General features: G+C 73.4%; 16 protein-coding genes. 6 read left to right on the forward strand and 10 right to left on the reverse strand.

The features are described from left to right. Positions 1 to 2,622 precede the first annotated feature (2,622 nt). From VF746_23165 to VF746_23180, 4 genes are all read right to left on the reverse strand, one after another. Complete coding sequence (locus VF746_23165; GenBank protein ID HEX8695331.1) at positions 2,623 to 4,461, reverse strand: serine hydrolase domain-containing protein; 1,839 nt, start codon at positions 4,459 to 4,461, stop codon at positions 2,623 to 2,625. A gap of 171 nt (positions 4,462 to 4,632) precedes the next feature. Further along, on the reverse strand, positions 4,633 to 6,420 hold the full coding sequence (locus tag VF746_23170; protein HEX8695332.1) for a serine hydrolase: 1,788 nt from the start codon (positions 6,418 to 6,420) through the stop codon (positions 4,633 to 4,635). 66 nt (positions 6,421 to 6,486) lie between these two features. After that, positions 6,487 to 9,120 (reverse strand): ABC transporter permease, encoded by a 2,634-nt coding sequence (locus tag VF746_23175; protein ID HEX8695333.1) that lies wholly within the window; start codon positions 9,118 to 9,120, stop codon positions 6,487 to 6,489. A gap of 62 nt (positions 9,121 to 9,182) precedes the next feature. Then, positions 9,183 to 9,518, reverse strand: coding sequence for a PadR family transcriptional regulator (locus VF746_23180; GenBank protein HEX8695334.1), 336 nt, complete (start codon positions 9,516 to 9,518; stop codon positions 9,183 to 9,185). Between the two features lie 2,649 nt (positions 9,519 to 12,167). On the opposite strand from VF746_23180, the gene VF746_23185 reads away from it, so the two are divergent. After that, the gene (locus VF746_23185) at positions 12,168 to 12,299 is read left to right on the forward strand and encodes a hypothetical protein (protein ID HEX8695335.1); all 132 of its coding nucleotides are present in this window, start codon (positions 12,168 to 12,170) and stop codon (positions 12,297 to 12,299) included. 211 nt (positions 12,300 to 12,510) lie between these two features. Here the strand turns inward: VF746_23185 and VF746_23190 are convergent, their stop codons facing one another. Beyond that, complete coding sequence (locus VF746_23190) at positions 12,511 to 13,401, reverse strand: hypothetical protein (protein ID HEX8695336.1); 891 nt, start codon at positions 13,399 to 13,401, stop codon at positions 12,511 to 12,513. Positions 13,402 to 13,533: 132 nt separating this feature from the next. Beyond that, positions 13,534 to 13,911: a hypothetical protein gene (locus tag VF746_23195; GenBank protein HEX8695337.1), complete on the reverse strand. Its 378-nt coding sequence runs from the start codon at positions 13,909 to 13,911 to the stop codon at positions 13,534 to 13,536. 350 nt (positions 13,912 to 14,261) lie between these two features. Between VF746_23195 and VF746_23200 the strand changes: the two genes are divergently transcribed. Beyond that, positions 14,262 to 16,040 (forward strand): hypothetical protein, encoded by a 1,779-nt coding sequence (locus VF746_23200; GenBank protein ID HEX8695338.1) that lies wholly within the window; start codon positions 14,262 to 14,264, stop codon positions 16,038 to 16,040. Between the two features lie 346 nt (positions 16,041 to 16,386). Here VF746_23200 and VF746_23205 read toward each other — a convergent pair whose 3' ends face one another. Next, the gene (locus tag VF746_23205) at positions 16,387 to 17,070 is read right to left on the reverse strand and encodes a GntR family transcriptional regulator (GenBank protein HEX8695339.1); all 684 of its coding nucleotides are present in this window, start codon (positions 17,068 to 17,070) and stop codon (positions 16,387 to 16,389) included. Positions 17,071 to 17,390: 320 nt separating this feature from the next. Between VF746_23205 and VF746_23210 the strand changes: the two genes are divergently transcribed. Next, entirely contained in the window at positions 17,391 to 18,110 is a 720-nt protein-coding gene (locus tag VF746_23210) for a phytanoyl-CoA dioxygenase family protein (GenBank protein HEX8695340.1), read from the forward strand. 150 nt (positions 18,111 to 18,260) lie between these two features. On the opposite strand, the gene VF746_23215 is transcribed toward VF746_23210, so the two are convergent. The 3 genes from VF746_23215 to VF746_23225 form a co-directional block, all read right to left on the reverse strand. Beyond that, complete coding sequence (locus tag VF746_23215) at positions 18,261 to 18,878, reverse strand: hypothetical protein (protein ID HEX8695341.1); 618 nt, start codon at positions 18,876 to 18,878, stop codon at positions 18,261 to 18,263. A gap of 284 nt (positions 18,879 to 19,162) precedes the next feature. Beyond that, positions 19,163 to 19,975 (reverse strand): undecaprenyl-diphosphate phosphatase, encoded by an 813-nt coding sequence (locus VF746_23220; protein ID HEX8695342.1) that lies wholly within the window; start codon positions 19,973 to 19,975, stop codon positions 19,163 to 19,165. 36 nt (positions 19,976 to 20,011) lie between these two features. Then, on the reverse strand, positions 20,012 to 21,472 hold the full coding sequence (locus VF746_23225) for a sodium:solute symporter (GenBank protein ID HEX8695343.1): 1,461 nt from the start codon (positions 21,470 to 21,472) through the stop codon (positions 20,012 to 20,014). Positions 21,473 to 21,727: 255 nt separating this feature from the next. On the opposite strand from VF746_23225, the gene VF746_23230 reads away from it, so the two are divergent. From VF746_23230 to VF746_23240, 3 genes are all read left to right on the forward strand, one after another. Next, complete coding sequence (locus VF746_23230) at positions 21,728 to 22,747, forward strand: sigma 54-interacting transcriptional regulator (GenBank protein HEX8695344.1); 1,020 nt, start codon at positions 21,728 to 21,730, stop codon at positions 22,745 to 22,747. 293 nt (positions 22,748 to 23,040) lie between these two features. Then, positions 23,041 to 23,268 (forward strand): hypothetical protein, encoded by a 228-nt coding sequence (locus VF746_23235; GenBank protein HEX8695345.1) that lies wholly within the window; start codon positions 23,041 to 23,043, stop codon positions 23,266 to 23,268. A 98-nt stretch (positions 23,269 to 23,366) separates the two neighbouring features. Next, a complete protein-coding gene (locus VF746_23240; GenBank protein HEX8695346.1) occupies positions 23,367 to 23,591 on the forward strand; it encodes a hypothetical protein in 225 nt (74 codons plus the stop codon). Positions 23,592 to 23,701: the final 110 nt, after the last annotated feature.

Below are 23,701 nucleotides of genomic sequence, written 5' to 3' on the forward strand. Positions count from 1 at the left end.
ACGCTCAGGGCCGGCTTCGGGCCCCGCATCGACGGCAACGGCGCACCCTGAAGAGGAGACCATCATGCACACGCGGACGAGCGTCCTCGCCGGCAGTCGCGGCGGGATGACCCGAACGGCTGAAAGGCGGCCGCGATGAAGACGAACACGACGGTCAGGGCCGGGGCCGGGATGGACATCGACGGCAACGGCGCGCCCTGACGACTTCCGCACCGGGAGGTGGACGATGGACACACGGACGGGAATCCGGGCGGGCGAGGGCTGGCTGATCGACCCCAACGGCAAACCCTGACGGGGAGACGACCCATGCGCGCAGCTACCGGCACGCGCGCGGGCGAAGGGCCCGGGATCGATCCCCACGGCGACCCCTGACCCGCCTGGCGCGGGAGAAGGAGAACGAGCGATGGACACCACGACGAGCATCCGCGCCGGCGAAGGGGTCCTGATCGACCCCAACGGCAAACCCTGAACAGCGAGGCGACCATGCACGCCGCCACAGGCCTTCGCGCGGGCGAGGGATCGCAGATGGACCCAACGGCTGATCCACCGCGCTTCGGGAGGACGAGATGAACACCGCCACCGGCATCCACGCCGGCAAAGGGGTCCTGATCGACCCTAACGGCTGAGTCCCCAGGACAGAGGCGAACCATGAGCACGCACACACACGTCCGCGCCGGCGAGGGGTCGATGATCAACCCCAACGGCGCCCCCTAGCCCGCCGCGGCTTCGGAGATCCCTTCGACGCCCGTAGCCGCTCGGGCAAGAGAGGAGAGCGAGATGAGCACCACGACGAGCATCCGCGCGGGACTCGGTCCCTGCATCGACCCCGACGGTTGAAGCGCCTTCCACTTCGACCAGGAGAAACAGCCATGCGGACGAGCACCCACGTGAGGGCCGGCACCGGCGTTCGCATCGATCCCAACGGCGCACCCTGACGCACACCAGGCGAGGCAGCGATGAACACCCCCACCGGACTGCACGCGGGGCAGGGGTTCGGCGTCGATCCGAACGGCGCACCCTGACGCACACAGCTGACGAGGCAGCGATGAAAACGACCACCAGCCTTCAGGCGGGGAAGGGTCTCGGCGCCGATCCGAACGGCTGAGCGCCTCCCCTCACGACGAGGGAAAACGAGATGAACACCACCACCGCCATCCACGCGGGGCGAGGCTTCGGCATCGACCCGAACGGCTGATCGACGACGCAGCCGACCGCGGCGCCCACCCGGGCGCCGCGGTTTTTCGTACGTTCTTCACGCCGCTTTCCATCTCCCTCCAGGCGCGCCGAACGCAATTCAGTGAATGCCCGGGTCGGTCCACCCCGGCCCGCGCCACCTCGTCACACGCGACGCGGAACCTGGTGTCCACGCATGCAGATTGATGGGCGAAGCAGGCGGAAGCCCTCGCCTGCTCCGCCGGGCCGGGCGCCCCGCCGGCAGCGGACCGGACCGGCAACCCACTTCAACCACATGGAGCCATCCATGAACGTGACTACCCAGGTACGCGCGGCCGCAAAGGCCATTTGGGACGAGAACGGCTGATCCACGCCGTAGGCCGCGGTGCCCGACCGGGCGCCGTGGCCTTTTTTGCCCACGCACATCCTTCCCCGGCTACCTCTCCGGTCGTCCCCCCGCCGTTACCGCTTGTCTCCTCCCTGTTTGCGCCCGTACCGCGGTCCTGCCCGGCATGCCCGCCCCGCGTCTATCCATACTGTGCCGCCCGTCGTTCCGATGGGCGGCGGAATCACAGTCCGAACGGAGGTGGAGCGTGAGACTGCAGACCGCCACCAGGGCCGGCGACGGCACCGGCATCGACCCGCACGGCTGAGCCGATTCGAAGGAGGCTGAGATGAAGATCCTGAGCACCATCAGCGCCGGCGACGGAGCCGGCCTCGACCCGCACGGCTGAGCCGGCGCGGACCACCGGAAGGGAGGGCACGATGCAGATCCGCAGCGCGCTGAAGGCCGGCGAAGGCGCCGGTCTCGACCCGCACGGCAGCCACTAGCGCGGCTTCGCGCCACCGTGGCTGACCGATCGAGCTCAGCTCGAACGGAGGAAATCATGGACGTCGACAGCGGCATCCGGGCCGGTGAGGGAACCGGCATCGACCCGCACGGCTGACCCGGCATATCAGGAGGACGCGATCATCCAGGCGGTGCTCTCCCGCACCCTCGACCCGCGTCCGGCTTCACCGGCGGCCCGTGCCCGGCCGCCGCGGGACCGGACCAGCCTCCGGAAAGGAGCGACCGATGCGCGTCCAGACCACAGTCGCGGCCGGCGTCGGCTGCGGCATCGACCCCAACGGCTGATCCCGACCCGCCGGCGGCGCACCTCCGCGCCGCCGGCACCCGCCACCCTCTCGTCAGGCGATGATGAAGACCAGCACGCAGCTCCGGGCCGGCATGGGCCCACGCATCGACGACAACGGCTGAGCCGACCCCGCTGGCCGCGCACTCCACGCCGCCGGCCATCCATCCACCCAGCTCGTCGACCACGATGAAGACCAGCACCCAGCTCCGCGCGGGCGCAGGCCCCCGCATGGACGACAACGGCTGAACGCCGCGGGCCGGCGCGAGAACACGCGCCGGCCCACGCTCTTTCGAGGGCCGACCCCACCACAGGCTCAGTCCCGGATGGCCGGGATGATCTCCCCGCCCACGATGTCCGGCCCCCAGCGGCCCCACACTCCGCCCTGCCGGTAGTTGCCGCCGGTGAACACCACGGCGAGGTCGAGCTCGGGGACCACGAGAAGGATCTGGCCGCCGTTGCCGGTCGCCGCGTAGGCGAAGTAGCGGCGGCCGCGATACGAAAGCGGGTTGGCGTGCCAGGCGAGCGCGTCCTGGCCGTGCCCGTAGAAGTTGCCGAAGCTCTCGGCGCTGAGCCCGGTGGTCTCTTCGTTGATCTCCACCCGTGGCGTGGTCGAGCGCCGGATCCACGCGGCGTCCACGATCCGCCGCCCGCGCCAGACGCCGCCGTCGAGATACGCCTGTCCCACCTTGAGCAGGTCGCGCGGCCGCAGGAAGGCGCCGCCGCCGAGGTAGCCCTCGCCGTTCGGCGCCAGGTTCCAGTGGTAGCGGCCGAACTGGAGCGGCCGCGCCACCTCCCGGTCGAACAGCTCGGGAAGCCAGGTGCCGGTCGCCACGGCGAGCGCCCCGCCCGCCAGGTTGATGTTGGCCGAGCAGTACGCGTAGCGCCACCCGGGGTCGTGCGCCAGCGGCAGGTCCAGCGTGTACCTCCACCAGTCCGGCTGCCCCTCCTGGCTCCACAGCGTCCCTTCGTTCCCCGGCGAGTCGGGATCGTTGTCGTCGCAGGCGAGCCCCGCCGTGTGCGTCAGCAGGTGGGCGAGGGTGATCCGGTCCTTGCGCGGGTCCGGGTTCGCGAAGGGGCCCCGCGGGCGGAAGAGGTCGTAGACGCGCGTCTCGGGCGAGATGCGGGCGCCGCGCATCGTCGCGGCCCCGAGCAGGACCGAGGCGAAGGTCTTCCCGGCGGACCTCACGTCGTGCGGCGTCTCGCGGCCGTGGCCGAAGAAGTACTCCTCCAGCACCAGCCTGCCGCGGCGGGCCACCAGGAGCGAGTGGATCAGCACCGGGGGGCGGGCGGCGGGGTCGGAAGCGGCGATCCGCTGCACCAGCCGGGCGAGCGCCGCCTCGTCGAGGCCCACCTCGCCGGCCGGCGCCGTCTCCCAGCCGTCCTCCGTGGCCGGCGGACGGCGGTAGACGTAGGGAGGTTCCTCCGGCGGTCGCGGGAAGAACGCGGCGGCCTCGGCGGGCGTGCGCCGCGTGAGCTCGAGGGTGCGGCCGAGGTCGGGCCAGGCGATGCGCAGCCGGTCCGGCGAGCGGAGGAAGGCCGCCGCGTGGCTGATCTCGCCGCCCTCGTAGCGTACGACGAAGCGGACGGAGTCGCGGCCCTGCGTCACCTGGAACTGCGAGGCGCCGCCGTTCGAGTTGAGCTCCGGGTTGCGGAAGGCGCCCACCAGCCCCTCCCCCTGCCGGAAGACCTTCAGGTAGAGGGTGAAGCGGTCGTCGAGCGGCACCACCATGCCGCGCCAGGCGTCCGGGCCGGCGCGGTTCAGCACCAGCGGGGTCGCGAACGGCTGTCCCGAGCCGCCCGGGTTCCGCCGCTCCTCGGTCTCGCCCGACGGCTGCAGCCAGAAGCCGGAGATGGTGCGCCCATCCTCCGCGAGCCTGCCGCGGAAGCCGCCGCGGCCGCCCGGCAGGGAGAAGCGGATCTCACCGGGCCGGGCCGGGAAGTCGTGCTCGGCCCCGGCGAGGGAGGCGTGCCAGCGGCCGCCCTGCCGGCGGAGGGTGAGCTCGCCGCGGAGCGCGGGGCCGAAGTGCGTCTCGCTCGCCCACAGCCCGACCAGGGAGTCCGGATCGGCCGGAGCCTGCGCGGGCGCGGGGCGGACGGCGCCCAGCACGAGCACGGGCGCCAGGAGAAGCGGGGCGAGCGGGCCTGCCGTCATCGGTCCTCCGCGAGGTGAGGGGTCGAACCGGGCGGCCGGGCCGGGAAGCCGTGCTCGGCTTCCGCGGTGACGGCGTCGCCGCGGCTGCGCACGGGGCGGGCGTTGCGGCGGGTGGAGCCGCGGCGACCGAAGTCCGCCTGCGTGGCTCCCGGTGTGCCGGACGCGCCGCCCTCAACGCGATGCCCGCACGGCCGGCAGGATGTTGGGAATGAGCTCGCCCCCGAGGTAGCGCCAGCCGCGGCTGGAGTAGCTTCCGCCGTTGGTCGCGACCACCAGCTCGAGCTCCGGGAACACCATGACGATCTGGCCGCCGGCGCCGAGCGCGGCGAACCCCTGCACCGTGCCGTTCCGATAAGGCTTCTCTTCACGCCACCAGGCGAGCCCGTACCCGCGCTCGCCGATCCGGTACAGGGGCGAAGTCGCGCGGGCGACGAACTCGCGGCCGAGAATCCTGCGGCCGCGCCAGGTGCCGCCGTCGAGCATGAGCTGTCCGAACTTCATGAAATCGCGCGTGAAGAAGGCCATGCCGCCGCCGCCGTAGGGGTTGCGGGCGCGGTCCAGCGTCCAGGCGTAATGGCCGATGTCCAGCGGGGCCGCGACCAGGCGGTCGAACAGGTAGAACGGCGACTCCCCCGCCGCGCGGCCCGCGACGCCCAGCGCCAGGTTGGGATTGATGCTGCAGTAAACGGCCTTCTCGCCGGGCGCCGTGGCCATCGGCAGCTTCAGCGTGAACGCGTAGAAGTCGGGCTCCTCCGTCTGCTGCCACATGCCGTCTTCCCTGCCCGGAGCGGCCTCGTCGTTGTCGTCGCAGAAGTAGCCGGACGACATCGTCAGCAGGTGCTCGAGCGTCATCGCGCGCTTGCGCGGCTCCAGGCCGGGCGGGAACGCACCGCCGTTCATGGCCTGGTAGACGGGCGTGGACAGCCGGAGCGGCGCGCCCGCGAGCATCGCCGCGCCGACGATGGTGGCGGTCACGCTCTTCGAGCCCGAGCGCTCGTTGTGCAGCTTGCCGCGGTGCTCGCCGTGGAAGTACTCCTCGAGCACCAGCCTGCCGCCGCGCGCGATCAGCAGGCTGTGGACCTGCGGCGCGTTGATCGAATCCATCGACATGTCGGCGAGCTGCTGGACCAGGCGCTCGACGGCCGCGCGGTCGATCCCGACTTCGTCCACGCTCGCGGTCGCCCAGCCGTCGTCCAGGGCGGGCGGCACGCGGTAGACGTAGCGGGCCGGGCGCCTGCCGCGCGGATAGAAGGCGCTCTGGTCGTCGTCGTCGCGGCGGAAGTCGTAGCTCCCGCCGCGGTAGGGGAAGTCGAGCGTGATCACCTGCCGCGCGGAGTCGAACGACCCGGCGACCAGCACGGTGTCACGGGTCTGCGCGCCGCGTCTCCCGACGAGCTCGATCGCGTTTCCGGTACGGACCAGGCCCCTGACGCCGAGCAGCGCGCCGTAGTCGCGCTCGATGTTGCGCAGCAGCGCGGCCAGCGAGCCGTCCGGCCGCCTGCTCACCAGGAGGTAGAAGGTCTGCTCGTCGTCCAGCGGCACCACCTGCCCGGACCACCGGTTCCGTCCTTTCGGCAGCAACGTCACGGGCGTGGCGGCGCCCAGCGACCCCCCTCCGATCGCGCCCGGGAACCAGAAGCCGCGGATCGCACCTCCGGCCCGCGGCCTGCCGCGGAAGGCTCCCTCCCGGTTCGGCAGCTCGAACGACAGCTCGCCGTCGTTCACGCGCACGGGAACGGTGAACCCCATCATGTCGGCGGTGTAGCCCGCGCCGGTGCGCTCCACGATCAGCGGGCCCCGGGCATCGGGACCGAAGCGCCGCTTCGCCTTCCACAGGCCGACCAGGTCGGACGCCGGGTCGCCGGCCTGCGCCCGCAGCTCCGCGGCCGGCGCCGCGCAGGCCGCGAGGAGCGCGGCCGCGGCCGCGTAGAATCGTGCGCGCGAGATCATGATCCTCATCGATCCTCCGGTGAGGTGAGTCGGTAGGGTTGGACTTCCCGCGGGACTCCGGACCCGGCCTGCGGCCTACTCGACGGTGATCGCCTCCACCGGGTTCACGCGGGCCGCGCGGCGGGCGGGGAGCCAGCACGCGAGCAGGGCCACGGAGAACAGGAGCGCCGTCACCGCCGCCACCGTGGGCGGGTCCGCGGCGCCCACCTCGAAGAGCACGCCCTTCAGCACCCGCGCGGCCGGCACCGCCACGGCCACCCCGAGCGCCACCCCCAGCAGCGCGCGGCGCATCCCCCGCCCCACCACCAGCCCCACCACGGCGGCCGGCGTGGCGCCCAGCGCCATCCGCACCCCGATCTCCTGCCGCTGCTGCGCCACCGTGTACGACATCACCCCGAAGATGCCGATGGCGGCCAGCAGCACGGCGGCCGCGGCGAAGGCGCCCAGGAGCCGCGTCCACCGGCGCGGCCCGGTCATCGAGTCGTAGAGGCGCTCCTCCATCGTCGCCATCCCCTCCAGCGGCAGGTCGGGGTCCAGCGAGCGGATGCGCGCCCGCACCCCCGCCGCCACCTCTCCGGGGTCGCGCGCCGTCCGCACCACCAGGTTCATCGCCGTACGGGTGTCCTGCAGGAAGGGGAGGTACATCGCCTCGCCGCCCCCCTGCAGCCCGTAGTACTTCACGTCGCCCACCACCCCGACCACCGTCCGGGGCGGGCACTCGCTGCAGCCGCCCGAGCGCAGCCGCCGTCCCACCGCCCGCTCGCCCGGGTAGTAGCGCCGGGCCCAGGCGCGGCTCACCACCACCACCGGCGGCGCGTCGCCGTCGTCGCGGGCGTCGAACAGGCGGCCCTCCAGGAGCGGCACGCCCAGCGCGCGGAACAGCTCCGGCGTGGCCGGAGAGTAGGGCGCCACGGGCTGGCTGCCGTCGTCGCGCGGGCGGTCCAGCAGCTCGAAGTTGTTCTCGTCGCCGGGGTCGTCGGGCGGGAGCGAGAGCGTCAGCCCGGCCTCCGCCACGCCGGGGACGCCGCGCACGCGCCGGAGCGCCTCGTCCCAGAAGCGCTGCACCGCCAGCGAGTCGGGGTAGCGCGTATCGGGGAGCGAGACGCGCACGGCGAGCAGCCGCTCCGGGTCGAAGCCGGGGTCCACGCGCTGCAGCCGCACGAAGCTGTGCAGCAGGAGCCCCGCGCCCATCAGCAGCGGCAGCGCCAGCGCGAACTCCGCCACCACCAGCCCGCCCTGGAACCAGCGCGTCTTCCGCTCCGCCGACGCGTGGCGCCCGGCGCCGCGGAAGCTCGACGCCAGGTCGCGCGAGAGGGTGAAGACCAGCGGATACGCCCCCACCAGCACCGCGCTCCCCAGCGCCGCCAGGGCGGCGAACGCCACCGTGCGCAGGTCCAGCCGCGCCTCCGCGATCCGCGGCAGCCCCGGCATCAGCCGCGCCAGCGCCCGCACGCCGCCGTACGCCACCAGGAGGCCCGCCGCCCCGCCCAGCGCCGCCAGCACCAGGCTCTCCACCGCCAGCAGCCGCGCCAGCCGGCCCCGCCCCGCCCCCAGCGCCGAGCGCAGCGCGATCTCCCTGCGGCGCCCCGACGCCCGCACCAGCACCAGGTTGGCCACGTTGGCCACGCCGATCAGGAGCACCAGGACCACGGCCCCCGAGAACACCGCGAGCGGGCGCCGCGCCCGGCCCACGATCGTCTCGCGCAGGGGCACCGGCGTCAGGCGGGAGGAGCGGTCCTGGTAGCTCGAGGCCCACAGGGGGAAGATGCGCTCGCTGATCCCCGCCAGGTCGCGCGCCGCCGCCTCGGGCGCCACCCCGTCCCTGAGCCTCGCGAACCCGCGCAGGAGGAAGGGTCCGCGGCGCGGCGGCGGCTCGACCGTCAGGACCGGCCACACGTCGGCGCGGAACCCCGCCAGGTCGCGGACCCCGGGGGGCAGGACGCCCACCACGGTGTGGCTGGTCCCGTCCAGCACGATCTCGCGCCCGACGGCGCCGGCGCCGCGGCCGAAGCGGTGCTCCGCGAACGCGTGGGTGACCACGGCCACGGGCGGCGCGCCGGGGCGGTCCTCCCCCGCGCCGAAGTCCCGCCCCTCGGCGACGCTCACCCCCAGCGTCCGGAGGAGCCCCGCCGTCACCCGGCTCGCCTGCACCCACTCCGGCTCGCCGCCGCCCGTGAGCGCCGCCTCGCCCGGGACGGTCAGCGCCGCCACCGACACGAAGCTGCGCTGCTGCTCCACGACGGCCAGGTACTCCGCCATCGAGATCCCCCAGAGGCTCTGGGGCCCGCTCCCCTGGTAGATGCGCACCAGCCGGTCGGCGCGCGGGTAGGGGAGCGGCCGCAGCAGGGCGATGTCCACCGCGGCGAACATGGCCGAGGTGGCGCCGATCCCCAGCGCCAGCGTGGCCACGGCCACCACCGCGAAGCCGGGGGAGCGGCGCAGCGCGCGCACCGCGTAGCGCGCGTCGGCCCAGGCGTCTTCCAGCCACCCCACGCGGCGCCCGTCGCGCAGCGCCTCGCGGGTCCCCTCCACGCCCCCGAAGTCGAGGCGCGCCCGCCGCGCCGCCTCGTCGGGCGCCATCCCGGCGCTCAGGTTCTTCTGGGTCTCCATCTCCAGGTGGAAGCGCAGCTCCTCGTCCATCTCCGCGTCGCGCTCCTCCCGCCGGAGCAGCGAGCGGAGCCTCGCCGCCAGCCCGCGCAGGCGTCCCATGGGTGGTCTCCGGGTCTTTCGTGTGTGTCCTGGCACTCAGCACTTCGAACCGACGTTTCGACCTACGCCGTCCCGAGGATCGACTCCACCGCGCCCACGTAGCGGCGCCAGCTCTCCGTCTCCTCGCCCAGCGCCCGGCGGCCGGCCGGGGTGAGCGCGTAGTAGCGGGCCCGGCGGTTGTTCTCGCTCGCGCGCCACTCGCTCTCGATCCACCCGCGGTGCTCCAGCCGCTGCAGCGCGGGGTAGAGCGAGCCCTGGTTCACGTCCAGCACCCCCTGCGAGAGCTGCTGGATGCGCTGGCTGATCCCCCACCCATGCATCGCCTGCAGCGCCAGCGTCTTCAGGATCAGCAGGTCCAGGGTGCCGCGGAGCACATCCGACGGCGGCGGCTGGGTCATGTGCGGCTCCGGCTGCGGGGGCTTTCCTGTCGAAACACAACAGGAGAGTGCGTCCGTTCCTGTCGGAAGTCAAGAGGAACGATTCGAGGGGGACCTGTGGAGGCGAGGAAGGTTGGCTGATCCCTAATCCGGAAAACGGCAGGGCCTCACGCAGAGTCAGCAGAGAAACCTCTTCAGTCGACTCTGCTGACTCTGCTGCTCTGCGTGAGACATTCGGCTCAGATCTGACTCCAGACCGAATCTCAGCGATTCAGGATCACATCTCGTCCCTCTCCAGCACCGCCCCGGCACGCGCCAGGGGAACTCGTACCGCCGCTGACGAATCCGCCCCGCCTCGCTCGTTCTACTCATGAGCCCCGGCACCCCGCCGGGGCGGCGCCACCCCGGAGGAGAGGACGATGAAGATCCGCAGCGGCGTACCGGCCGGGGACGGGAACGGCTTCGATCCCCACGGCGGCCGGTGACCACACCAGCAGCGACGAGGGAGAGGGACGATGAAGACGACCACGCATGTGCGCTCCGGGGAGGGACCCGCCCTGTGTCCCCTCGGCAACCGCGGCTCCGGCTCCAACTCCGGACCGGGCGGCGGAAGCGGAAGCGGGTGAGCCCCCGGACGCAGATCGAAAGGAGCGGCGATGAAGACCAGCAGCGGCGTTCTGGCCGGCGATGGGAACGGCCTCGATCCCCACGGCGGTCGGTGACCACGCGAGGCGCCGCCCGGCATGGTGCCGCGGCGGCCGAACCCGGGAGACGGACGATGACGACGACGACGCACGTGCGCGCGGGGGGACGCGGCGGCTGGGACCCCAACGGCGATGCATGACACCTTTGCACCGGACGTGAAGATGAAGACGGCCACCAGCATCCGCGCGGGCGAGGGCAACGGGCTCGATCCGCACGGCAACCCCATCGGCGGGTGAATCCACCCGGGAAGGCATAGATGAAGACCACGACGAGCATCCGCGCCGGCGAGGGGAACGGGTTCGACCCGCACGGCACCCCGATCGGCGGGTGAGAGCTTCGAGGAACCACGGATGAAGACCGGCACCAGCATCCGCGCGGGCGAAGGCAGCGGCCTCGACCCGCACGGCAACCCCATCAGCGGGTGAATCCACCCGAGGAGGCATAGATGAAGACCGCGACGAGCATCCGCGCGGGAGACGGCTCCCACATCGATCCCAACGGCTGAACGCCGGGAGGGGCGGCGGGCGCGGGGCGCGGCCCGGCCCCGCGGCCGGTCCGCGCCCCGTCGTCCGGTCCCCGCCGGGCGCGCCTCGGCCCGGCGAACCGCGCCTCGCACCGCACGCGTCCTGCTGCTCGCCGACCTGCGCTATCCTGCATCCGTCCCGCGCACGCGGCGCGGGGCGCCACCCTCACGCGAGGTGCGCGATGACCACCACGACCAGTGTTCGCGCCGGCGAGGGCTCCGGCATCTGCCCCAACGGCAACCCCGGCCCCGGCAGCGGCTCGGGCTCCAGCTCGGGGCCCGGCGGCGGCTGAGCCGGCGCTTCACCGTTCCAGATCGAGAGGAAATCGATGCGAGTCACCACCACCATCCGCGCCGGAGAAGGTCCCGCCATCTGCCCCAGCGGCAGCGGAGGGTCCGGCGGCAGCTCCGGGAAAGGCGGGTGACGACCCGCCGCACACCACGACAGGCGAGGACGAAGACATGCGAATCACCACCACGGTCCGCGCGGGCGAAGGCTCCGGCCTCTGCCCCAACGGCAACTCCGGCTCGGGGAGCTCCAACTCCGGCTCGGGGAGCGGATAACCGTAATCAGAAGAGGAAGTTAGACGGATGAAGACCGACAGCGGCGTGCGTGCCGGAGAGGGGTCGATCATGGACCCCGACGGGCGCGCCTGACCATCAGCCCAGGAGGGACGGATGAACACCACCACGAGCGTGCGCGCCGGGGCCGGCTCCACCGTCGACCCGGACGGCCACGCCTGATCGAACGCGGAGTCACATCATGCGGACCACTGCTCACGTCCGCGCCGGCGAGGGTGTCGTCATCGACCCGAACGGCGGGTGACAGATCCAGCCGGGGGCGGGCGTCGCGGCGCCCACCCCGGCCACGGCGGCAGGTCCTGTGAAGAGGAGGGTGTGGATGGCGGCTGATTCGTTCGCGGCAGGATGCGCGGAAGCGGCGCCGGAGCCGGCCGGCCTGACTCCCGCTCGAAAGTGCGGCGGGCTCAACCCCGCCAGCGGGCTCCGGGCGAACGGGGCTCGACAACGCTGACCGGCATTGTATGGGAGGCCGCACGGCCGTCCCTGGCGCCGCCCCGCGCGGGGCGGCAGGAGCGTGGAAAGGACGAGTGCCCGTCCCGTCGAGGCGGCGTTCGCGGATGGCGCCGCGGCACGTGGGCGGCGGCCTCGTCCGGTGCTCGACCTGGCCCCGCCAGGACCACACATCGCAGCCGAACGCGCGAGCGGAAGCTTTCGCGCGGCATGGGCCCGGCCGGACTTCTCGCGTGGAACCGATGCCGTCCGGCCGGGCCTCCTCTCCCCCCGAAGAATTCACCCGTCCCCGCCCCGCTCGCCCCGGCCCTTCCCGGCGGGGCTCGTCCCCCGGCCCCGGCGCGGGCCCTCGCATCCGCTTACACTGGGACCCGCAGGACCGTCACGGAAACCCTTCCCTGGAGCGGACGATGAGACTCTCCACGCAAGTGCGCGCCGGCGGGCGCCAAGATCGACGGCAACGGCTGAGCGCCGTCCCCACCCTCACACCGGACGATGACAGTGAAGACGGCGCGCGCATCGACGACAACGGCGCACCCTGACGCACGCGGCCGTACGACGAGCGGGGCGCCCGGCACGATCCGGGCGCCCCGCCGTCGTCTTCATGTCGACCCGCAACTTCGACTGTTCAGATGTCATCCCGAGGGGAGCGGTAGCGGCCCGAGGGATCTGCTCGACGGTTCTGGTGGATGGCGAGCCGAGCAGATGCCTGTCGCCACCTTCCGATCACCCGCAGCTCATCCGGACCCGCCGTCAGAAGCGCAGGTTCAGGTTCACCCCCGCACCGCGGGTGGAGGCCAGGGGAGTGGCGCTGAGCGTCAGGTCGCGGCCGGGCGCCAGGCGGATCTCGCGGCGGAGGGCCGTGTCCGCGCCGTTCCTGCCCGTCAGCGTCTGCAGCCCGAGCGCGGCGGCCACGGAGCCGATCCCGAAGTTGAACGCCACGTAGGGGATGCCGGCGTCGCCGTGCGCCCCGGCCATCCCCAGCCCCACGCTGGCCAGCCCCGTCGCCACGGCCAGCGCGCCCCGCCCCACGCCCCGCGAGCCCGGGAGGTTGAGCGCGATCATGGCGCCGTTCACCACGCCCGAGGCCGCCGTGGCGATCTCGTAGTCGTGGTTTTCCTCCTCCGGCTCCGGGCAGGGAGTGGCGAAGCCGCAGGCGTACTCGGGCTGCACGCGCGCCGCCTCCTCCAGGGTGAGCCCGTTCTCCTCCAGCCAGGCCACGAGCTCCGCATCGCCGGCCAGCTCGCGGACGCGGGCGTTGTTGCGGGTGGCGGCCACGCGGCGGACCAGGTCCCCGCGCCCCGACGCGGCGATCAGGTACGCCATGGCGCAGGGCGTCCCGTGCCGGTCGACGAAGTAGGGGACGCGCCGGCCGGGGAAGTCGTGGTTGTGCGGGAAGCGCCCCGCGTCGCGGTACCGCTGCAGCCGCTCGACCGCGCGCGCCCGCGCAGCCCGCTGCGCGGGGGTGAGGGCGGAGACGTCGCGCGCGCGCAGCCGGGCCAGCGCGCCGTCCAGGTGCGCCTGGACGCGCGCCGCCTCGGAGGCCGCGCGCGTCGGCGGGCCGGCGTGCACCGCGCGCGCCCAGGCCAGCACGGCCAGGGCCGCGCCGACGGCGAGGAGCTGGCGGACGAAGGTACGCGGCATGGCAGTCCTCCTGTCACGTGGTGGTCGATCGAACCGCTCACGAACAGGAAGGAGAATGCCCGCCCTCGCGCGGATGTGACAGGTGGAGCCGCTCCGACGTGCGCAATCCGCGGGCGCCGTCCGGCGCGCCGGCTACCCGGCCGGGTCGAGGTCGCCCACCCACGCGGGCGGGGGGACGCCGCTCTCGCGGTACGCCTCGGAGAGGGTGCCCAGCAGCTTGGCCGCCGTCTGGTCGCGCAGCGCCTCGGGGAGGTCGTTCACCAGCACGGCCAGCGAGGCGCGCGCGGTGTCGGCCGTGACGCCGGGGCGGCGGGCGGCCCACCCCACGTACCAGGCGTTCAGCTTGCGCAGGGTGGCGGGGTACGGGCTGCGGCCGCCGATGAAGTGGCTGAGCCCCATGGCGCTCAACCCCACCTCGCGCGCCACCGCCCGCAGCGAGACGGCCTCCACCGCGAGCCGTGCCGCCTCGCGGATGGCCTCGATGGGCGCACTGCGCTCAGGCGATGCCATGCGGCCTCACCCGGCAGACGGCCCGCGGCCGTCTAAACTGTATAAATTGGTTTGTCTTACACTGGAAAGAACTAGCCCGCATTCGCGCGTTCCACAAGGGGTCTGTTCAGAGTCCCTTCGTACACTTCGTAATCGTGTGCGGCGTTGACACGGCCGGTCGGGGACGCTGCAGCGGGGAAGACGAGCCGGATCGCGCGAGACGCGGCCCGTGGACCCGCCTCCGCGCGCCTCCTGTCCGGCGGGAGCCGGGTCGTTCGTCTATATTCCACCGCGGTGCCCGATGCCGCTGGCGCGCGGGATGCGGCGGCTGGCGGCGGAGCGTCCTTCCACGCCTTCCCCGGAGCCTGCCGATGCGACCCGCCCTGGCCCGAGTCCTCGCCGCCGCCGCGTGGACGGTGCTCGCCGCCGGGGAGGGCGCGGCGCAGGGGCGGGCGTCGCCGGTGAGCGCGGTGCGCGAGCAGCGGGCCGACTCGGCGCGGGCGCTGCGCGGCGCGCGCCAGGCGCAGGCGCGCTTCGAGTCGCTGCGCTTCCGGAACCTGCCGTGGACCGACGACTCGGGCGGCGGCGGCCGCCACTGCGACGAGATCATCGGGCGCTTCTGCGTCTGGCACGACGAGGAGGAGGACGACTGGACCCCGCCGCCCGAGAAGGAGGCGGTGCGGAGCGGGCGCGCGGAGCTGGTCGCGCGGCTGGACGAGGCGGCCGCCCGCATCCCGGGCGACGGGTGGGTGGCGGGCCAGCGCGTGCGCTACCTGGTGCAGGCGGGGCGCGCGTCCGACGCCGCGCGGGCGGCGCGCGAGTGCCGCGCCGCCCGCTGGTGGTGCCGGGCGCTGGAGGGGTACGCGCTGCACGCGGCCGGCGAGTACGGCCGCGCCGACAGCGCCTTCACGGCGGCCCTGGAGGCGATGCCCGAGGCCGAGCGGCGCGAGTGGACCGACTTCGGCCCCGTGCTCCCCGACGGCGACGCGCGGGACCTGCGCCGGATGGACCCCGCCGCGCGCGCCGCCGCGGTGCGGCGCCTGTGGTGGCTGGCCGACCCGCTCTGGACGCTCCCCGGCAACGACCGCAAGACCGAGCACTTCTCGCGGCTGATGGTCGACCGCTTCCAGGACCGCGCGCGCGAGGTCGACGGCATCCCCTGGGGCGACGACCTGCGCGAGATCTACCTGCGCTTCGGCGAGCCGGTCGGGTGGGAGCGGATCCGCACCCCGCACATGACCGCCGGCCGGCCGCAGGTGGTCATCCACCACGCCCCGCACGGCAGCGAGTTCTTCCCGCGCCTGGAGCAGGTGCGCCAGCCCGCCGGCGCCCGCGTCGACGACTGGCTGGACGACGACCCCCGCCGGACCCGGACGGCCTACCTGCCGCGCGCGGTCCGCTCGCTGGACGGCCTCCCGCACCAGGCGGCCGTCTTCCGCCGCGGCGACAGCGTGCTGGTGGTGGCCGCCTTCGAGATGGAGCACGACAGCCTCCCGCCCGCCCCGGAGCTCGAGGCCGGGCTGGTGCTGCAGCGCGACGAGGCGGCCGAGCCGCGCATCGCGCGGACGCGGGTCTCCGGACGGCGCGGCGTGGTGCGCCTGGGGGCGCCGCAGGAGGAGGCCATGCTGAGCCTGGAGGCGCTGGAGCGCACCAGCCGCCGGGCCGCGCGCGCCCGCTACGGCGTGGACCTGCGCCGGCCGGCGGCGCCGGGGCTCGCCCTCTCCGACGTGCTGCTGCTGGCCGACTCCGCCGCGCGCCCCGCCTCGCTGGACGAGGCCGCGCCGCTGGCGCGCGGCACCACGCGCTTCGCGCCCGGCGAGCGGCTGGGGCTCTTCTGGGAGGTGTACGGGCTGGACCCGCGCGCCGACACCCTCACGCTCGCGGTGGCGCTCTCGCGGCGCGGGGTGGGGGGGCTGCGCCGCACGGCCGAGCGGCTGGGGCTGGCGCGCGCGGCCACGCCGGTGCGGATGCGCTGGTCCGAGGAGGTCGAGGCCGGCGCCGTGCTGCCCCGCTCGCTCGCCATCGCGCTCCCCGACGTCCCCGACGGCGACTACGTGATCGAGGTCTCCGTGCGCACCCGCGCCGGCGCCACCGCCTCCGCCACGCGCGAGATCAGGGTGGAGAGGGAGAAGGCGCAGAGGAAACCGTAATGGATTCTCGTGCTTCGGAACCCGGCGATGACCGCGCCCTGGACGAGCGGCTGCGCGCGGGAGGGGTGCGGCTGGCGACGCGCTCGCTGGACCGCCCGCGCGTGGTGGTCAAGCCCCGCCCCGCCTGGCTCGCCCGCCTGCTCACCCTGTTGAGGGCGCGCGCCTGGAATGCCGGGCGCCTTTCTCAAGCGCAATCCAGATCCATAACTGAATGTCTCAAACGGAGGAAGCGGAGTTAACGGAGAACTGCGGGGGTTCTCTGTTGACTCCGTTGACTCCGTGTGAGGCCTTTTCGCCGTTCGTGGAGGATCAGAATCCATCCAGAACGATCCCTGGAAATTTGGTGTCAGGCGGTCGCCTCGCGCTGCGCCGCCGCCACCCGCCCGCTCCCGCCGTTCTCCAGCCAGCCGAGCAGATCCTCCATCCCGAAGCGCCAGTTCTCCTCCAGCAGCGGGACGGCCGTCTCCAGGTCGCCGTCCTCCACGGCGCGGGCGATCTGCTCGTGCTGGCCGGTGGAGACGGGGACGTGCGCGGCGTTCTGCATGTAGGCGTACTCGTAGCGCCGGATCACCGCCTTGAGCCCGGCGATCATCTCCAGCAGGCGCTCGTTGCCGCACCCCTCCAGCAGCGCGCGGTGCCACTCCACGTCCAGGTCGATCCTCCGCTCGGGGTCGGCGGCGGCGCCGGCCATCTCGGCGTTGATGCGGCCCAGCTCGGCCAGGCGGGCGCGCGGCGGCGGGGGCGAGGTGCGCAGCGCCAGGATCTCCAGCGTCCACAGGATCGGGTACACCTCGCGCACCTCGCGCGCCGAGAGCGGCTTCACGAAGAAGCCGCGCCCCACGTCCACCTCCAGGAACCCCTCGCGCTCCAGCCTCAGCAGCGCCTCGCGGATCGGGGTGCGGCTCACCCCCAGCTCGCCGGCCAGCACCGAGTCGCTGAGCCGGCTCCCCGGCGCCAGCTCCTCGCGCAGGATGCGGCCGATGATGGCGTGATGGACCTGCTCGCGCAGGGGAACGCGGGTGATGGCCATGGTCGGGGGCTCCGATGGTCGTAAGCCGTCCCCCGCGCGGCGAAGGTGCGCCGCGGGCGGAGAGACGGCGTCGTTGCGGTGGCGGTCGTGCGGACAAAATCGGCCGCCTGCCGCCGCTTGGCAACCGAAGCGTCCGGGTCCGGGGGGCGGGCGGCGGCGCGTGACGGCGGCGGCGCGCGCCCGTAGATTGTGGGAAACGCATCGCGGAACAGATTGGGCTCTCACAGAGGGCACGGTGGGACACAGAGGACACCAGCAAGCCAGCAGTTCTCCGTGGCCTCTGTGTCCTCCGTAATAAAATCATTCGCCGAATGGACCACATGACGACGATCACCACGGAAGACTGGCTGGAGACCCTCGAAGCCGACGGGTACGCCATGGTCCCGTACGTCCTCTCCCGGGGCGAGATCGGGGAGCTGCTGGCGGCGCTGGAGCGCGCCGAGGGCGGGGGCGTGCGGCGGCGCGAGAGCGTCTACGCCATCCGCGGCCTGCTGGAGGCGGTCCCCGAGGTGCGGGCCCTGGCGCGCTCGGCGGCGGTGCGCGCGCTGGTGGAGCCGGTGCTGGGGCCGGGGTGCTTCGCGGTGCGCGGGATCCTCTTCGACAAGACGCCCGACGCGAACTGGAAGGCGCCCTACCACCAGGACCTCACCATCGCCGTGCGCGAGCGGCGCGAGGTGGCGGGCTTCGGGCCGTGGTCCGAGAAGGCGGGCGTGCCGCACGTGCAGCCGCCCGCCGAGGTGCTGGAGCGGATGCTCACCGTGCGCCTGCACCTGGACGACTGCGGCCCGGGGAACGGCCCCGTGCAGGTGGTCCCCGGCTCGCACCGCGCCGGCCGCCTGAGCGCGGAGCAGGCGCGGCACTGGCGGAAGGGGCGCGGCGCCGTCTTCGCCTGCTTCGACGCGGGCGGCGCCCTGCTGATGCGCCCGCTCCTCCTGCACGCCTCCTCCCCCGCCATCCTCCCCGCCCACCGCCGCGTCGTGCACCTGGAGTTCGCCGTCGACGACCTCCCCGGCGGCCTGGAGTGGCACGGCCGCTGGTAGACTGATATCGCGTCCCCGAGCATTGCTCTGGTTCCGAACAGATTGGGATCACACGGAGAAACAGAGAAACAGAGGTACTTCGGTTCTCTGTTCCTCCGCTTCTCTGTGTGAGACCCTTTCAGAGCCGGTATCGAAACGACGTCCCGACGCCTACCGCGGCTTGCGGACGAAGTGGTCGGTGAGGGCGGCGGCCGTGGTCGAGAGCGCCACGCTCCCCAGGAACAGCGGCTCGTTGTCGGAGGGGTTGCCGATCACCATCGGCAGGGCGCCGGCGGAGGCCGCGAGCAGGGTGTAGAGGAAGTCGCCCTTGCTGGCGCGCCTGAGCCCGCCGAAGTGCGCCCCCGCGGCCGAGCCCACCGCCATCAGCAGGCCGGAGAGCCCCCACTCCGAGTTGTCGGGCCCCGTCTCGCACGACGACGACTCGTCCTGGCACCCCAGCAGCACCAGCCCGCCGCCGTAGCCCACCAGCGACCCGCCGACGCTCCCGAGCACGGCCAGCGGCACCGAGTAGAAGAGGTGGCTCTTCGGCAGCGCCCCCTGGAGCGCCGGGTCTTCGCCCCAGGTCTCGGCGAGGAGAACGACCCCGGCGCCTTCGACGGTTCCCTGCCCGTCGGAGAGAAGCGCGGGCGCCCAGGCGAGGGCCGGGGCCTGGCGCGGGAGGGCGGGCGCCGCGAGCGGGCCGGCGGCGGACGCGCCCGTCTGGGCGGCGCCGCGCGCGGGGAGCGCGGCCAGCGCGACGAGCAGGGCGGCGGCGAGGCGTGTGCTCATGTGGGTACGCGGGTGAGGGGGGACGCGTCGCACGGTGGCGCGCGGTGCGATGGGAGCGCGAGGGTCGGGCGGGCGCGGCGGGTGGAGAGAGCGACGCATGATACGATGTCCAACCGCGCGGGTTCCACGGCGCCGCGTGAGAACGTCCGGACGCGGCGTGAACGGACCTACGCTGCTCGCGCGGAAACCCGCCCCCACGCCGCCCGAGCCCGCGCAGGCGGGCTTTTCGCCGTCGTCGCCGCGGGCTCACCGCCCCTCCCCCGCCGAGCCCCGGCGATCCGGCGTCAGAACCCCCGCGCCTTCCAGTAGACGGCGATCAGGACGAGCCCGACGACGATCCGGTACCAGGCGAAGGGGCGGAAGCTGTTGCGCGACACGTAGCGCAGCAGCGCGTGGATCACCAGCAGCGCCGAGACGAACGCCACCGCGAAGCCCACGCCGAAGACGGGGATGTCCGCCGGCGTCATCACGTCGGCGATGTCGCCCACCTTGATCAGCGAGGCGCCGAACATGGCCGGGATGGCCAGGAAGAACGAGAACTCCGTGGCCGCCGTGCGCGAGAGCCCCAGCGCCAGCCCGCCCATGATGGTGGCCCCCGAGCGCGAGATCCCCGGCCAGAGGATCGCCAGCACCTGGAAGAGCCCCACCCCCAGCGCCAGCTTCCACGGGATCGCGTCCACGTCGCCCACTTTGTCGTGCCGGACGAAGCGCTCCACCAGCAAAATGCCGATCCCCCCCGCCACCAGCGCCGCCGCCACCAGGAACGGCTTCGACATGTGCGTCTCGACCCACTTCTCCGTCGGCAGCCCCACCACCACCGAGGGGATCGTCGCGATCACCAGGTTCAGCACGAGCCGCTTCGACTCGGGCGAGCGCCAGTTCCTCAGCACGTCCAGGAATTTCTTCCGGTACATCCACACCACGGCCAGGATGGCGCCCAGCTGGATGAAGATGACGAAGGCGAACTCCTTGTGCCCCTCGAAGTCGAGCCAGTCCGAGAAGAGGATCAGGTGGCCCGTGGACGAGACGGGGATGAACTCGGTGATCCCCTCCACCAGCCCCAGCACCACCACCTTGAATAGCGCCACCAGTTCCACGTCGGCCGTCCGATCCGTTCACGAGCGAAAGAAAAGTCACCCCGGCGCCGCGGCCGGTCTCGATCCGCGCAGCGCGGCGCCCGCCGTGCCGACGCCCACGGTGAGCGCCGAGCCGAGCAGGCTGAACCAGAGCGTGTCCACGAGCTTCGGGATCGCCCCGAACTGCTGCGCGGCCCAGAGCGAGGCCATGGCGGCGATGGCAACCCCCATGCCCGCCAGGGCGTCGCGCGTCCCGGCGCGCTTCGAGACCAGCCCCAGCAGGAAGCCGCCCAGCAGCCCCCCGTAGGTGAAGCTGGCGATCTGCAGCGCCACGATCACCAGCGGCGTCCCCGGCCTCACCAGCTGGAAGGCGAGGGAGACCAGGATCAGGATCACCCCCCAGAACAGGGTGAATCGCTTCCCCACCTTCAGCAGGTGCTCCTCGCCGGTCCGGCCGGTGAGCGGCGCGTAGATGTCGTGCACCGACACGGCCGCCAGCGCGTTCAGCGAGCTCGACATGGCCGCCGCCAGGATCGCCGCCACCACGAGGCCGGAGACGCCCGGCGGCAGCTCGCGCACGGCGAAGGTGGGGAAGACGGCGTCGGGGCTGTCCCACGCCGCGCCGCGGTAGAACACCCACAGCGCCGCGCCGATCACCAGGAAGAGCGCGAACTGCAGCAGCACGATCACCCCCGACCCCACCAGCGCCCGCCGCGCGTCTTTCAGGCTGGGCGAGGCGAGCAGCCGCTGCACGATCAGGTGGTCGGCCCCGTGCGAGGCCATGGTGAGGAAGGCCCCGCCCAGCAGCCCCGTCAGCAGCCACTTCGGGTCCGCGAAGCCGCCGGAGAGGTGGACGACGTCCAGCTTCCCCGCCGCGCCCGCCCTGTCCACGATCCCCGCCCACCCGCCGGGGACGCGGTCGATCAGCACCCAGAGCACGGCGATGCCGCCCACGATGTAGATGAACATCTGCGCCACGTCCACCCACACCACGGCGCGCAGGCCCCCGTAGTAGCTGTAGACCAGGGTGAAGACGCCGATGGCCAGGATCGACTGCCAGGTGGGGAGCCCCGTGATGACGGCCAGCGGGATGGCGGTGGCGTAGATGCGCACCGCGTCGGCCAGCGTGCGCGTCACCAGGAAGACGAGCGACGCCAGCCGCCGCACCGGCAACCCGAAGCGCCGCTCCAGGAGCGCGTACGCCGTGACCAGCTCGCCCTGGAAGTAGCGCGGGAGGAGGAAGACGGAGATCGCGATGCGGCCGATCAGGTAGCCGGCCGCGAGCTGCAGCATCCACAGCCCGCCCCCGTACGCCGTGGCCGGGACGGAGATCACGGTGAGCGCGCTGGTCTCGGTGGCCACGATGGAGAAGCACGCCGCCCACCAGGGCACCGCGTGGTCGGCCAGGAAGTAGTCCGAGGCGTCCTTCTGCCGCCGCCCCAGCAGGCTCCCCAGCGCCGCCACGGCGCCGACGTAGGCGAGGACGACCGCCAGGTTGGCGAGGGAGAAGGAGGTCAACGCGCGCTTCGTCGGAGTGGGTCGCGTGAAGCCGCGGAAAGAGAGCGGCGAAGGCGCGGGTGCGCAACCGCCTCTACGCCGGGCCGGGAGCGGGATGCGCCGTCTGCACGTTTGTGGACATGTTTAGCTCCTGGCGCCAATCCCGCAAGACGTCTCCCGGACCAGCGAGGTTGTGCGATCCCGCAGGCGCGACTACCTTGTGCCGGACATGCTCTTCCCCTCTTTCGGCAAAACCCCCGAAGTCCGGGAGGTCCCGTGCCGCCACGAGCGCCGCAGGTCCCAGATGGAGACCTTTGGGGCCATCGCAGTGAAACATCTGGCGAGATCGAGCTCCTTCCACCCGAAGCCCGCGCCTTCGCGCAGCTCGCCGCCGCCTCGCCCGATGCGGTGCTCCTGCACGGCGAGACCGGGGCGGGAAAAACGTACCTGGCGCGGCTGATCCACCGGCTGGGGCCCTCCCCGGAGCGCCCCTTCGTGCACGTCAACTGCGCGTCGATTCCCGAGAGCCTGTTCGAGCGCGAGATGTTCGGGCACGTGCGGGGCGCGTTCACCGACGCCCGCGAATCGCGCCCGGGGCTGGTGGAGGCGGCCGAGGGCGGGACGCTGTTCCTGGACGAGATCGGCGAGCTTCCCGCCGCCGCGCAGCCCAAGCTGCTGCAGGTGCTGGAGGAGGGCGCGGTGCGCCGGCTCGGGGCCACCCACGCGCAGCGGGCGCACTTCCGCCTGATCGCGGCCACCAACCGCGACCTGGGCGAGATGCTGCGCCAGCGCGCCTTCCGCGAAGACCTGTACTACCGCTGCGCCGTGCTGGAGTACCGCGTCCCCGCGCTGCGCGAGCGCAGGGGCGAGGTTCCCGCGTTGCTCGAGTACTTCCTGGCCCGCAACGCCCCCCCGGGCGCCGGGCGCCCGGAGATCACCCCCGCGGCCCTCGCCCTTCTCTCCGCCTACCCCTGGCCCGGCAACCTGCGCGAGCTGGACAACTGCATCCGGCGGGTGCTGGCGTACGCCCGCGGCGGTCCCGTGGAGGTGCGCCACCTCCCCGAGCGCTTCCACGCCCCGGAGAGCGTCGCCGCGGCCGCGGAGCGGGGGGCGCCGCGGAGCGCGTCCGCGTACGTGGCGCCCGACGACCCCGACCAGGAGGTCCGGATGATCGAGGAGGCGCTCCGCGCGGAAGGCGGCAACCGCACGCGCGCGGCGCGCCGCCTGGGGATGTCGCGCGCCACCCTCTGGATCAAGCTGCAGCGCCACGCCCCCCGCCTGGCCGCCCCCGCGTAGGCCGGCGGGCCGGCTCCGCCCCCTGCCGCCCCACGGCACCCGGACCCGTCCCGGCGCCGGCTTCCGCCGTGCTCCCCGCGTCCCCCTCCGCCTGCCTCCACGGGTGGGCGTCTAGACGCCTAGAGGGTGTCTAAACCCCCCGCTCCCGCCCCGCCGCCCCCCTTCCACCGGCATCGTAGCTGGTTGGGCTGCAACGGGTTGCGCCTCCCGCCACCGCGGGCTTGGGTCTTGCCCGTGCGGCCCGGCGAGGCGCGCCGGGTCCGCCCTCTACCCTCCCCCGGAAGGAGCATCCCATGACCAAGCGACTCCCATTCTTCCTGCTGGTCGCCATCGCGGCGGCGGGCGCCGGCTTCGGCGCGAACCTGGCCGCCCCCGCGGCGCTGCGGGCCACGGATGCCATCGCAGCCCCGCAGTACGGCAACGTCTACACCGACCCCGACGGTGTCCCCAAGCAGATCTGCATCTGCCGCGACAACGCCACCGAGTGCGACCCGTGCCGGACGCTGACCTCGGCCGAGTGAGCGCAACCACGCCCGCTCGGGGCGCACGACGCGTGTGAACGGCGCACCCGGCGCGTCCCGCGTCGCCCAACGCGAACCCGTCCGCCGAGGCAGGACCCATGACCACCCACACCCGGCTGTTCGCGGCGGCCGCCCTGGCGGCCGCCGGCACCGGCGGCGCGGCGCCGGCGCTGCTCCCCGCGTCGATCGGGGAGGGCGCCGGGCCGCAGCCGGTCCTGTACGGATCGCTGGATCAGAGTGAAGATGGCGAGCGGCCCTGCATCCTCTGCGCGGGGAAGGCGTGCGCGCCCTGCTACCACCTTCAGCCGGAGACCAGCCCGTGACGCCGTCCCGCTTCCCCCCACGCCCCCCGCGGGGGGACCTGCGGCCCGGGCTGGCCCGGGCGCTCCTGGCGGGGGTGCTGGCCGCGCTCCCCGCGGCGTGCGGCCGCCCC

The organism is Longimicrobium sp., assembly GCA_036389795.1.
In the GTDB taxonomy this organism is placed as follows: Bacteria; Gemmatimonadota; Gemmatimonadetes; order Longimicrobiales; family Longimicrobiaceae; genus Longimicrobium.